This window comes from Brachyspira hampsonii 30446 (genome assembly GCF_000316195.1).
GTDB classification, from domain to species: Bacteria; Spirochaetota; Brachyspiria; order Brachyspirales; family Brachyspiraceae; genus Brachyspira; species Brachyspira hampsonii_C.
In genome coordinates, this window is sequence record NZ_JH994111.1 from 859,443 (window position 1) to 872,136 (window position 12,694).

Sequence of the window (12,694 nt, forward strand, 5' to 3'; positions counted from 1 at the left end):
TCATTTTAATTGGCCTGTTTCTTTTTTCTATTGCTGTTAGGATTTCTTTTGTATGTTAGTGTTTCATCTAACCCTGATTTCACATATTCATTAATAATGTTTACAACGGTGTGATAAGTAACATTATACTGCTTAGCTATATCAGTATGTGTAAGTCCTGTGTTTTTCTTTTCATCTAATGCCAAAATGATATTTGCCCTAGAAATAAGTCTTTTTGATTTTCCTTCCTTTTTAATAAATTCTTTGATTTTTTCTTTTTCCTCTTCACTTAAGGATATCATGTGTTTAGTTGTTATACTCATTCGAACCTCCTATTAAAAGAATACATATAACTAAAGTTAAGAATAAAGAGATTTTGAAGAATAAAATTATAAAAATATAGTCAAAGAATAAAATATAAAAATCATTTATATAAATTAGATTAAAAATAAAGATAATCTAATATATTTTTATTCCAATGTATATTTTATAAACCTTGTTGTTATTGAAAGATTATCATAATATGAATAAAATATCAATATGAAAAAATAAAATTAGAATTTTGTATAACAAATCTTACATTTTATAACATAATTTCATATAAAAAGAATATAATAAATATTATTTATTGTTATATTCTAAATAATAATATTTGCTTTTCTATATTATAAAAATTATTTTCCACAGTGTTTATATATTTTTCTGTATTTGTTTTTATATCATTTAAAAATACATTATCCTCTATAAGAGGTATATTTATATTAATATTAAGTACAGAACCCTTAGCACATGCAAATGCTAAAATATAAGCCGAAGCAATATCTGTAATAACATTATTGTTTCCATATTTAATCACTGTTTCAAAAAACGGCATCAATTCGTAACATGATTTTAAAGCATTGAAAGGAACATCTATAGCTTTTTTGGCAGCTTCAGATATTGCATTTTTTCTTTTTGTCTTTTCTTCTTCAGTATCTTTAGGAAGTTTCATAGCTTCCATAAAAGCATTAAAACTTTCTGCATCTTTATCTACTATCTCCATTAGTCTGCATTTAATATTTCTTATATTTTCTATAGCATTATTAAAGTTATCTTGTTCCTGCTGAGATAATTCTAAAAACTTTTTTTTATTAACAGTAAGATATCCAACCATACCCGCTAATGCACAAGCCAAACTTCCTACAGCTCCCATAACACTTCCGCCTCCCGGAGCAGGAAGAGAACTATCAACATCATTAATATAATCTGATAATTTTTTATCGATCAACTTTGACATATATAATAACTCCGAAAATATTTATATCATTATTGAAACTGATTTTAATATATCATAAAATAAATATCAATAGTAAAATATAATATTAGATTGTTATTTATTATTTTTGTGATATTATATATTAAAAAAATTAAGGATTTTTTATGAAAAATATTGTACTTACTTTATTTCTTTCTTTGTTTTTTGTAAGCTGTTTAGATTATACACAGTATGTAACTATAGATGAAGATAAAAATGTAACAGTTGTGGCAATAGTTACTGTATCTAAATCTTTAATAGAATTGGCAGCATATTCGGAAGGTTATGAAAATGCTGTTCCTGACTACTATTATGAAGAAATATTGAAAGATATGGAAAATGAAGCTAGAGATTCTTATCCTAGAAATTTTAAATTCAAGCATATAAATAATGATAATGAAATAGGTCTTTATGTAAATGGTGTTATAAAAGAAAGAGATATAACAGAAGATATAAATTCATTGCTGCCTGTAAGAAATGGAAATAAATTCTCATTTATGCCTTTTAAAGATTCTCAAAATACATCTGAATATAGTGAATATGAATCTATGTATAGTTCTATGAAAATGAAATTAATAGTTTCAAAAGATTATATACCTACAGTAAGTTCATGTTATCTTTCTTCTTATGATGATATAAAAGATGTTAATGTTTATGATTTAAAAGATGCATTTTTAATAGAAATACCTATATTTTCAGGTATAGACAGCCCTGTTTTATATATTGAATTATAATGGGAAATATTATTATTTTATTTGAACAATAAAAATAAATATTCACTATAATTGACAATTATTTATTATCAATTATAATAATATTATTATGAGATTAGTATTAATATTATTTGTTTTTATCATATCCATATATGTTTTTCCAGCATTTTATATAATTTATCATTCACATCATCATAATCATCATTTAAATGCAGATTGTGAAACTTGTATGGAAATATTTTTTATAGTAAAAACGGTAAGCAAAATAATAAAATTTCATAATATATATAATTCAGTAATAATATATTTAGCAGTTTTATGCATATTTTTCTTAGGAATAAGAAAAAAGATATTTTACTTGAATAATAGCCCTATTAAGTTAAAGGTAAAACTTACAAATTGATTTTATATCCTTTATTATTTTTAATAATTATATTTTACATTACTATTATAATTTTTAATATAAAGGATTTTTTATTATGATAAAGAAAATATTAATTTTAATTTTTATTATATCAGTATTATCTATTTCATGTAATACTAATAAGTCATCAAACGGCACTGCTGCAAACGAAGAAAACAATAAAATAAAAGTTGTAACTACAATATTTCCAATATATGATTTTACGAGAAATATAGCCGGAGATAATGTAAATTTACAAATGATAGTAAAACCCGGTATAGAAATTCATTCATTTAATACTACCCCTGCAGATGTTATAGATATACAAAATGCCGATGTATTTATTTATATAGGCGGTGAAAGTGAAGAGTGGGCTGAAAAAGTTGTATCTTCTATGGATACTAATGGGAAAAAAATAGTTAGACTTATAGATTATGTAAAAGCATTAGATGAAGAAATTGTAGAAGGTATGGAGCATGATGCAGATCATAATCATGAAGAAGAGGCTAATCACAATGAACATGAAGATGCTTCTGAAGAAAGTCATACACATGAAGGCATTTATGATGAACATATATGGACTTCTCCTAAAAATGCTAAGTTAATGGTTAGTGCAATATGCAATGCTTTATCTGAAATTGATTCTGATAATGCTGATATATATAAATCAAATTCTGATAAATATAATGAGGAATTAACAGTTTTAGATAATGAAATAAGAAATGCAGTAAATTCCTCTAAAAGAAAAAATATAGTATTCGGAGATAGATTTCCATTTAGATATTTGGCAGAAGAATATGGATTGGAATATAGAGCACCTTTTAATGGATGCAGCAGTCAGGTTGATGCTAGTCCGAAAACTATTGCCTATTTGATAAATTATATCAATGATAATAATATACCTTATTTGTATTATATAGAATTGAGCAATGAAAAAATAGCAAATACACTAATTGAACAGACAGGTGCAGAAAAATTGAAGCTTCATTCAGGACAAAATATAAGTAAAGAGGAATTTGATTCAGGAGCTACATATTTATCTATAATGATGGATAATTTAGAGAGTTTGAAAAAAGGCTTAAATTAATATAAAAGGGTGAAAAATTGATGTTGAATATTAAAGATTTATCAGTATTTTATGACAATAATGAGGTATTATCCAATATCAATTTTTCTTTATGCAAAGGAGACTACCTTTCAATAATAGGCGAAAATGGTTCAGGTAAAACTACTTTAATAAAAACTATACTAGGATTAATTAAGCCTAAAAAAGGTACTATTTCTTTTGATATTATAAAGAAAAATGAAGTGGGATATCTTCCTCAGCAGGGAATAGTGCAGAAATCATTTCCGGCAAGTGTATTTGAAGTTGTGATTTCTGGCAGGTTAAATAAGAAGAAGTTTCTTCCTTTCTATACTTCTAAAGATAAAAAAATAACTTTGGATAATTTGAAAAAACTTAATATAGAAAATTTAAAAAATAAGTCATATAAAGATTTATCAGGAGGACAGCAGCAGAGAGTGGCATTGGCTAGGGCATTATGTTCTGCTAAAGAATTATTAATACTTGATGAGCCTTCTACAGGACTTGATCCAATAGCTACTGCTGATTTATATAATTTAATAAAGAAATTGAATAATGAGGTCACTATTATAATGGTTTCTCATGATATATCGAATGCGGTTAAATATTCTAATAAGATACTTCATATAAATAAAAATATTCTTTTCTTTGGAAGTACAGAGGACTATATAAAAACAGATATATATAAAAGAATATCAGGGGAGGATATGAGATGATTGCTTTGATTCAGGAACTTTTTTCATATACCTTCATTGTGAGGGCAGTTATAGTTGGTATATTGGTATCATTATGTGCTGCACTTTTAGGCGTTAATTTGGTTTTAAAAAGATATTCTATGATAGGTATTGGGCTTTCTAATGTAGGATTTGGGGCTTTATCTCTTTCACTTATGTTTGGATTTTCTACGCTTCAGCTTTCAATACCTATAGTTGCTATAGCTTCAATACTTCTTTTAAGGTTAAGCGAAAACAGTAAAATAAAAGGAGATGCTGCTATTGCTTTAATATCAAGTGTATCTTTGGCTGTGGGTATTATTGCTATTACTGTGAAAACAGGCATAAATACAGATGTATGTAATTATATGTTTGGAAGTATACTTGCTATGAGTAAGAGCGATGTTTATATAAGTATTGCTGTTAGTATTGTAGTTATAGTGCTTTATGTTCTTTTCTATAATAAGATATTTTTGGTAACATTCGATGAGAATTTTGCCCGTGCGGTTGGAATAAATGCCGAATTTTATAATATGCTTATATCTATACTCACTTCTTTGATTATAGTATTAGGTATGAGAATGATGGGGGCTATGCTTATATCAAGTTTGATAATATTTCCGGCACTAACTTCTATGCGTATATTTAATACTTTTAAGAGTGTTGTAATTTCATCGGCTGTATTATCTGTATTTTGCTTTTTTATAGGCATAATAGCTTCTTTTCAGCTTGAATATCCTACAGGGGCATGTATTGTTATGGTGAATTTGGCTATGCTTTTAATATTTTCCGTTGTAGGAAGGTTTATAAGATTAGGTGTAAAATAAAAAAAGGAGGAATATTTTATGAAAAAAGTACTATTTTTATTTTTTGTATTATTAGCATTTTCTTCTTGTTCAAAAAAAGAATACAATGACGGTTGGTTTGATATAGAAAAAAATTATGTTGATATACCAAAGAAGAAATACGACTATAGCGGTATTCAAAACAAATCTTCTGATAATAATGAGCTTAAACAGGATAAAATAGATACATCAAGTTTGGATATGAATAATATCATAGAAATAAAAGAGAGAATGTTTATAAATCAATGTAATGATGTTTATTTGAATCCTGAAGATTACAGGGGTAAATTAATAAAATTAGAAGGCATATACGACGGATTTACAGATGAGGATACGGGAGAGAAACTTAATTTTGTATTCAGATATGGTCCGGGCTGCTGCGGATATGATGGTGTTGCGGGTTTTGAATTTGATTATAAAGGCAATATACCTAATCCTCAGGATTGGATAGAGGTTGTAGGAGTTGTAGAAATATTAGAGATAGACAATTATGAGACTGTAAGACTTAATGCTATAAGTTTGAATGTTTTAGACAAGAGGGGAAAAGAATTCGTAGCTAATTAATTTTTGACAATATCGTATTTATATTTTATAAACCATGTTGCGGACAGGATAATAAAGGATATATTATCCTGTCCATTTTTATTCCTTTATAATTATTTCCAAAAAGCCCCCGCTCTTTTTTTTACATTTTCTTTTAAATCATAATAGTAAAGAGCAATATCATAAACATGGTAAACACCTTTTTCAAAAATTCCTCCGCCTCTTACATAAAAGTCATCAGCATTTATAGTGCTGCATTTTACAACACCTCTTGCCTTATCTACTTTGGCATCGGCTATTTTTGAAGGCTTTCCTGCATTTGTAACTATGTTGGATTTAGGGTTTCCATAATTATGTGATATATTTGCACCTAAACTCTGTTCTTTTTCAGCTAGAGTTTCATCTAATGTCCAAGATATAGGATTTATTGAAATAGCTCCTTCAAGAAGTGTAGGGTTATATCCATTAAAATCAGGCGCTTCTGTATTATAAGAAATTATTACTCCTGTATCATATTCTCCGTTTGCAAATCTCAAATGAGGATTTTCATCTAAATCTTTCTTTGTAACTGAATATCCGAATATATATGCTGCTATCATTCTGTTTTTTAAATTTTCATTTGTTTTGAAATAGTCTATGAGTATTTGTTTTATCATCATAGCTCCTTGAGAATGCCCTGCCAATATAAACGGTTTTCCATTATTATAATTTTTAATATAATAATCGAATGCTGCTATTGCATCTTCTTTTGGTGAAGAATAAAAATACTTATCCTGTTCTTCTTTACTAATATTATTATTTGTATTCATCAAGTATAAAGCATCAGCCTGTCTGTAAAATGGAGCATACACATTTGCTGTTTCTTCAAATATTCCTGTTTGTTCAAGCATAGAATTTGTAACTGTTTTTCTCATAGGTTCATAGTCTATAGGACATACTATACTGTCATTTGAATTTGCTCTGCTCCATGTTGTAGGATATAGATAAAATACATCTGCTTCATTTGATGTTGAAGGGATATTAAGCCAATTATTTTTGTCTGAATAATCTGTTAGTTTTGTTTCTGCTGCTGTGTTATTGTTATTTGCTGTGCAGCTTAGAATTATAATACTTGATAAAATAGTAATAAAAATTTTTATCATTTTAATTCCTCTCATTATTTTTTTAATAAGAGAAATATTATAATGTATAAAAATTAAAATCAATAATAATTTTTTATTGCTGTTAATATTACTAACTAATAAGAATTATATATTAATCATATTATAAGTTTCTAGTGAATTTATTACTGGCATCAATTATTAATAAAATATATCAACTTTTATCATGGCAAAAGCTTCCAAAAAACACATATATAAAGTTGTAAATAATGAAATGTAAAAAAGTTTTTTTATTCACACACTTTATATTTTACAAATAAAGTTATCAGCTTATCATTTATATAGCTTTAATTATTATAAGTTATTTCTTTTCCTATGAAGCTGTCTGTGAATTTGCCATTATCATATACTGTATTTCCGCGTACTATAGTAGTTAAAACTTTGCCTCCTCTTTGAAAACCTATATAAGGAGACCAGCCTGCTTTAGTGATTATATCTTTTTCTTCTATTTCTGAATGGTCATTTAAATCTATTATTACTAAATCAGCATCATAATTTTCTTTTAATAATCCTTTCTCTTTCATAGAGAAAATTTCTGCTGCTTTTTCACTCATAATTTTTGTAAGCAGTTTTAAATCTATAGTATTGTCATTAACTTTTTTAAGCATCAATTCAAGCGAATGTTCAACAGAAGGAACGCCGAATGTAAGTTTTTCTAATTTTTCACTTATCAAATGAGGAGCATGATCTGTTCCTATTGTATCTATAGTACCATCTGATATCGCTTTCCATAATGCTTTATTATCTGATTTTTCTCTTAATTCAGGCTTCATTCTAAGTAGCATTTTATTTCTATCATTTTTGTTTACATCTTCAGTATTTAAAAATAAATGATGAGGAGTAACTTCCCCATAAATTATCATTCCTGAGTCTTTTGCTTTTTTTAATGAATCAATTTCACTTTCTAGTGATAAATGGCATAAATATAATGGAGTATTAGTATTCTTTGCTATTTTTATTGCCTTATCAACCATTTTATCTTCTGCATGAACTGTAACTATTTTTGAAACTTCAAATAACTTTTCTAATATTTTATCATCTTCTACAAGCATATTTCCTGTAGAAGCATTAAAGAAAATTTTTGTTGATGCTGCATCATTAATAATATTTTTTATATCATCAGTATTATCTGCTTTGCTTCCTCCAAAATGAAAGCCGTAATCCACATAAGATTTTCCAATCATCATAGATTTTTTGGCAATGAGATTTTCTTTTGAAATAGTATTTGGTATAGTATTAGGCATATCCAAAAATACTGTAATCCCTCCTCTTGCACATGCTTTGCTTCCGGAATTAAAATCTTCTTTATGAGTGAGTCCTGGATCTCTCATATGTGTATGTGGATCTATTATTCCTGAAATCACATAATTGAAATTAGCATCTATTATATCATCTGTTTTATTATCAGACTTATATTTTTCAAAGTTGTTATCAGAATCTATAGTTTTTATTTTTCCATTTTCTATTATTATAGAAACTATTTTTTCATTGTTTGGTATTTTAGCATTTTTGATTATCATAATTTATCTTAATAATTTATTTACCTATTTCTCTATTGCAGTAATAACAGAAATCTCCGTATCCCTTTTTCACAACTCTATTTTTTGTCTCTTCAAAATGTGTAACGCATTTATTATTTGGACAAACTATTTCTTTATTTTCTACAACCTCATAATTCATCTCTTTTCTTTTTACCTTAGATTTTATAACATCTGTAGCCAAAGCCATCATAGCCATTCTTGTAGGCACCCCGTTTCTAGCCTGTATAAAATATTTAGCATATTTGGTATCATCTAAATCTATATTAATTTCATCAACTCTTGGAAGCGGATGAAGTATTATCATATCATCTTTACACTTTCCTATAATATCGTCTTTTGATATTCTGAATGCATTTTTTACTTCTTCATATTCATTAATATCATCAAATCTTTCTTTTTGTATTCTAGTCATATATAGGCAGTCTATTTCTTTTAATACTTCTTCATAGTTGCTAAGTTTTTTATATTTTATTTTAGCATTATCCAATTCTTTTAATACATAATCCGGTATTTGTATAACATCAGGAGATATAAAATAAAACTCTCCATTAAACATCATTAAGCCATCTACTAGAGAGTGAACAGTTCTTCCATATCTTGTATCTCCTACAAAAGCAATTTTTTTATTTTCTATACTTCCTAATTCTTCTCTTAATGTGTATAAATCTAGTAGAGTTTGACTAGGGTGTTCATTAGCACCATCTCCAGCATTTATAATAGGACAGTTTGTAACTTCTTCAGCAAATTTAGCAGCTCCATCAATACTATGCCTCATAACTATAATATCTGAATATGCAGAAACCATAATTATGGTGTCTCTTAAAGATTCTCCTTTTTTTATGGAACTTTGTTCTGGGTTATCAAATCCTAATTCTTTGCATCCTAATCTGTAAGCGGCTGATGTGAATGATAATCTTGTCCTAGTAGAAGGCTCAAAGAATATACTAGTCATTATCATTCCGTCCATAATCTTCCTTCTTTCTCTACTATCAGTGTTATCTAATTCCTTAGCTACATCTAATACTTCAATAACTTCCTCTTTTGATAACTCTTTGATAGATATAAAGTTCCTCATTATTTCTCCCTTAAAAAATAGTTAATTATTTTATTGAAATTCGGCATAAAAAAAAGGAATAAAATTGTTAAAGATAACAACCTTATTCCTTTTAAAAAATTCCAAATTCGTAAATTTAAATAAGTAAATATAATAGGTGTGCAAATAAAAAATTATCCTGTGCTTAAGAAATATATTTTTCATTTTTTATCCTGTTCTTTACAAATTGAAAGGATTATATCATGTATATAAAAAAAATCAAGCATGAATTTGTAATTTATATATTTCTGGTATATTGAAATAAAATGTTTTATGGTTATAATATAAGTTTATAACTTTAATTTTAGGGCTTTATATGTACTTAGAATATGTTAATACTCCTTCTGATATAAAGAAACTGAATATAGAAGAATTGAAATCATTATCTTCAGAGATAAGAGAATTTTTAATAAAAAATGTATCAAATACAGGCGGACATTTAGGCAGTAATTTAGGCGTAGTAGATTTAACTTTGGTACTGCATTATTTGTTTGATTCCCCTAAAGATGCTTTTATATTTGATGTAGGCCATCAATCATATACTCATAAGATTCTTACAGGAAGAAAAGATAAATTTAATACTTTAAGAACTTACGGCGGTATATCCGGTTTTCCCAAAAGGATAGAATCAGAGCATGATATTGAGGAAACAGGACATTCATCTACTTCATTGTCATTTGCTTACGGTCTTGCTTGTTCAAAAGAAATTTTAGGACTTAGGGGTGATGTTATAGCTATTATTGGGGACGGTGCTATGACAGGCGGAATGGCTTTGGAAGCTATGAATAATATTGCAAATACAAATAAAGATATAATAATTGTTTTGAATAATAATGAAATGTCTATAGGCAAAAATATAGGTGCTGTATCCAAGTTTTTAAATACAACATTAAATGATAGTTTAGTTCAGGAAGCATCAGAGAAGGTTAGGGGATTTGTATCGGCATTGCCTTTCGGAGATATTGCTAATGAATTTATAGATAGAGGTAAAGGAGCTATAAGGACTTTTGTTGCTCCGGGAATTGCATTCAGAGAAATGGGATTTAAATATTTCGGACCTGTTGATGGGCATAATTTTGAAGATTTAATCAGCACTTTTCAGAAAGTAAAATCAATAAGAGGTCCCAGATTAGTTCAGGTTAATACTATCAAAGGTAAAGGATATAAAATAGCAGAGGAAAATCCTGCTAAATTTCATGGCATAGCTCCTTTCAATATAGAAACAGGAGAATTGAAAAATAAATCCTATTCAAAAACTTTTTCTAATCTGGCAGGCGAATGTATAATAAAAGCAGCTGAAGAAAATAAAAATATTGTTGCTATAACTGCAGCTATGGAATCAGGTACAGGTTTGACTGAATATGCTAAACTTTTTAAAGAGAGATTCTTTGATGTAGGAATAGCCGAGCAGCATGCTATTACTTTTGCTGTAGGACTTTCTGAAAATGGTATAATACCTTTTGTATGTTTGTATTCTACATTTCTGCAAAGAGGATATGATCAGGTTATACATGATATTGGTATAATGAATGCTAATGTTAAACTTATGATAGATAGGGCAGGGCTTGTTCCTGAAGATGGAGATACTCATCAGGGTGTATTTGATGTATCTTTTTTGAGAATTGTACCTAATATAACAATTATGGCTCCGGTTGGAGAAAAAGATTTTAGGGATATGATAAAAAAATGTATAGAATATAGAGGTCCTACAGTTATGAGGTATAATAAAGCATCTATAAGAGAATTGAAAAAAAATATTGTATCTGATAATTTTGAAATAGGAAAGGCACATATTGTAAGAGAATATAATAAACAAAAAAACCTTATTATTAGTTATGGTCCTACACTCATTGATATAGCTGATGCTGCTGATGAACTTAATTTTGATTGTTCAATATTGAATCTTTCTACTTTAAAGCCTCTTGATGAGGAAACTATTTTAAGTACGATTAGAAAAGCTGATAAAGTTTTGATAATAGAAGAAAGTATGAAAAAAGGAGGAATTGGAAGTGCGATATTGGAGTTAATGTCTGATAATGAAATATTTAAAAGTGTAAAAATTCATGCTTTACCTGATAAGTTTTTTGAAGTTGCTACAAGAAATGAGCTTTTACAAATTTATAAATTGGATAAAGACGGCATAAAAGAAATTATTAAAAGTTATTTTTAAATTATTATAGTTTAGCTTTTTTGATTTCTTTTAAGTATTCTATAAATATATCTGTAATTATAGGGTCAAGCATTATCTCTTTTTCCAAGAAATTTTCTATCATAAAAGAAATAGCTTCTTTTTGAGTTTTATTCATACCCATTGTAAGAGTATCATAAACATCAATTACTTCAAGCATTTTGGCAGGAAGATATGTAAGACTTTGCAATGTTAATATATCTTTATAATCATAAGATACTATGTATTCTATTTTATGATTAGGGTTTCTTCTTAATACAGCTTTATATAATTCTGTAAAAAGTCCATATCCATGACTATAATATTCATGATGAAGCGATACAGTTAAAGCAACTCCCTCATTACCACGCATAAAATATTTAGCAAACCCATAGTCTTTTATCGAATGATTATCTTTTTCTTCGCTTTGTATAGGTATATAATCTTTGGGTTTATCCAAAGAAATATCATGCATTAATACTCCTATAGCAATTTCCGAAATAGTGCTGTTTTCTATTTTTCTTACACCTAATTTTACATTTGAATCTAATGTATTTGTATTGTTTAAGTTATATCTTTTATATATTCTTTCTGAGAATTTATAGTATGTTTTTTTGAAGTCAATTCTCATTTTATTTGCAGCACCTTTGCTGAGTTTTTTATTGAAGAAGCAAGTTGCTTCAATTATCATAAAAAATATTCTTAGGCAATGCCCTATTATAGTATTAGATTTTAAAGCATAAAAATTATCAAATATGTTATTAGTTTCATATTCTTTTGAATATATTATCATCGCTATTTCTGATATAAGAATCTGAAGTATTTTAGATAAATTATTTATATCATAATCATCATTTTTTAATGTATTATTTTCTTTATCTTTCAAATAATTAATATATTGTATTCTTAATACAAAACTTATTTCCATGAGTATTTTACATATAAGTTCTGCAGTTTCTGAATCTAAAAAGTTTTTTCTGTAAGAAGCTAATTTTGCTGCATACTGTCTCATATAAGATGCTGTTTCTTTATTAGACATATTTATTATATTATCTAATATCTCTTCTTCTTTTTTAGCTATTTCTTTATCAGATGAAATACAATATTGAAATTTCTTATAAAATTCTTCTGTCTTACTGTTCAATTTTCTAACTCTTTA

Annotated in this window: 12 protein-coding genes; 6 read left to right on the forward strand and 6 right to left on the reverse strand. The window is 27.1% G+C overall.

Features of this window, described 5'->3' with window-relative positions; all coding sequences use genetic code 11:
- Positions 1-5 precede the first annotated feature (5 nt).
- Positions 6-302, reverse strand: a complete 297-nt coding sequence (locus A966_RS08640; protein ID WP_008724686.1) for a helix-turn-helix domain-containing protein — start codon at positions 300-302, stop codon at positions 6-8.
- Between the two features lie 308 nt (positions 303-610).
- The gene (locus tag A966_RS08645; protein WP_008724688.1) at positions 611-1,255 is read right to left on the reverse strand and encodes a cyclodeaminase/cyclohydrolase family protein; all 645 of its coding nucleotides are present in this window, start codon (positions 1,253-1,255) and stop codon (positions 611-613) included.
- 143 nt (positions 1,256-1,398) lie between these two features.
- On the opposite strand from A966_RS08645, the gene A966_RS08650 reads away from it, so the two are divergent.
- The 5 genes from A966_RS08650 to A966_RS08670 all read left to right on the forward strand — a co-directional run bounded on the left by A966_RS08650 (position 1,399) and on the right by A966_RS08670 (position 5,595).
- Positions 1,399-2,007, forward strand: coding sequence for a hypothetical protein (locus A966_RS08650; protein ID WP_008724690.1), 609 nt, complete (start codon positions 1,399-1,401; stop codon positions 2,005-2,007).
- Between the two features lie 458 nt (positions 2,008-2,465).
- Complete coding sequence (locus tag A966_RS08655; protein ID WP_008724696.1) at positions 2,466-3,476, forward strand: metal ABC transporter substrate-binding protein; 1,011 nt, start codon at positions 2,466-2,468, stop codon at positions 3,474-3,476.
- A 20-nt stretch (positions 3,477-3,496) separates the two neighbouring features.
- A complete protein-coding gene (locus A966_RS08660) occupies positions 3,497-4,189 on the forward strand; it encodes a metal ABC transporter ATP-binding protein (protein ID WP_008724697.1) in 693 nt (230 codons plus the stop codon).
- A complete protein-coding gene (locus tag A966_RS08665) occupies positions 4,186-5,013 on the forward strand; it encodes a metal ABC transporter permease (RefSeq protein ID WP_008724698.1) in 828 nt (275 codons plus the stop codon). Before A966_RS08660 ends, A966_RS08665 begins: the two co-directional genes overlap by 4 nt.
- An 18-nt stretch (positions 5,014-5,031) precedes the next feature.
- Positions 5,032-5,595 (forward strand): TIGR03943 family putative permease subunit, encoded by a 564-nt coding sequence (locus tag A966_RS08670; protein WP_008724699.1) that lies wholly within the window; start codon positions 5,032-5,034, stop codon positions 5,593-5,595.
- Positions 5,596-5,687: 92 nt separating this feature from the next.
- Here the strand turns inward: A966_RS08670 and A966_RS08675 are convergent, their stop codons facing one another.
- The 3 genes from A966_RS08675 to pyrB all read right to left on the reverse strand — a co-directional run bounded on the left by A966_RS08675 (position 5,688) and on the right by pyrB (position 9,350).
- A complete protein-coding gene (locus tag A966_RS08675) occupies positions 5,688-6,716 on the reverse strand; it encodes a DUF3089 domain-containing protein (protein ID WP_008724700.1) in 1,029 nt (342 codons plus the stop codon).
- A gap of 305 nt (positions 6,717-7,021) precedes the next feature.
- Positions 7,022-8,254, reverse strand: coding sequence for a dihydroorotase (locus A966_RS08680; RefSeq protein ID WP_008724701.1), 1,233 nt, complete (start codon positions 8,252-8,254; stop codon positions 7,022-7,024).
- 16 nt (positions 8,255-8,270) lie between these two features.
- Complete coding sequence (gene pyrB / locus A966_RS08685) at positions 8,271-9,350, reverse strand: aspartate carbamoyltransferase (protein WP_008724703.1); 1,080 nt, start codon at positions 9,348-9,350, stop codon at positions 8,271-8,273.
- A gap of 334 nt (positions 9,351-9,684) precedes the next feature.
- On the opposite strand from pyrB, the gene dxs reads away from it, so the two are divergent.
- Positions 9,685-11,538: a 1-deoxy-D-xylulose-5-phosphate synthase gene (gene dxs / locus A966_RS08690; RefSeq protein WP_008724704.1), complete on the forward strand. Its 1,854-nt coding sequence runs from the start codon at positions 9,685-9,687 to the stop codon at positions 11,536-11,538.
- A 4-nt stretch (positions 11,539-11,542) separates the two neighbouring features.
- On the opposite strand, the gene A966_RS08695 is transcribed toward dxs, so the two are convergent.
- Positions 11,543-12,679: an HD-GYP domain-containing protein gene (locus tag A966_RS08695; protein ID WP_008724706.1), complete on the reverse strand. Its 1,137-nt coding sequence runs from the start codon at positions 12,677-12,679 to the stop codon at positions 11,543-11,545.
- Positions 12,680-12,694: the final 15 nt, after the last annotated feature.

Excerpts from the sequence above, each read along its gene's own strand:
- A966_RS08665 (WP_008724698.1), top strand. The coding sequence starts at position 4,186 with ATGATTGCTTTGATTCAGGAACTTTTTTCATATACCTTCATTGTGAGG.
- A966_RS08650 (WP_008724690.1), top strand. The coding sequence starts at position 1,399 with ATGAAAAATATTGTACTTACTTTATTTCTTTCTTTGTTTTTTGTAAGC.
- A966_RS08655 (WP_008724696.1), top strand. The coding sequence starts at position 2,466 with ATGATAAAGAAAATATTAATTTTAATTTTTATTATATCAGTATTATCT.
- A966_RS08645 (WP_008724688.1), bottom strand. The coding sequence starts at position 1,255 with ATGTCAAAGTTGATCGATAAAAAATTATCAGATTATATTAATGATGTT.
- pyrB (WP_008724703.1), bottom strand. The coding sequence starts at position 9,350 with ATGAGGAACTTTATATCTATCAAAGAGTTATCAAAAGAGGAAGTTATT.
- A966_RS08680 (WP_008724701.1), bottom strand. The coding sequence starts at position 8,254 with ATGATAATCAAAAATGCTAAAATACCAAACAATGAAAAAATAGTTTCT.
- A966_RS08675 (WP_008724700.1), bottom strand. The coding sequence starts at position 6,716 with ATGATAAAAATTTTTATTACTATTTTATCAAGTATTATAATTCTAAGC.
- A966_RS08660 (WP_008724697.1), top strand. The coding sequence starts at position 3,497 with ATGTTGAATATTAAAGATTTATCAGTATTTTATGACAATAATGAGGTA.
- dxs (WP_008724704.1), top strand. The coding sequence starts at position 9,685 with ATGTACTTAGAATATGTTAATACTCCTTCTGATATAAAGAAACTGAAT.
- A966_RS08670 (WP_008724699.1), top strand. The coding sequence starts at position 5,032 with ATGAAAAAAGTACTATTTTTATTTTTTGTATTATTAGCATTTTCTTCT.
- A966_RS08640 (WP_008724686.1), bottom strand. The coding sequence starts at position 302 with ATGAGTATAACAACTAAACACATGATATCCTTAAGTGAAGAGGAAAAA.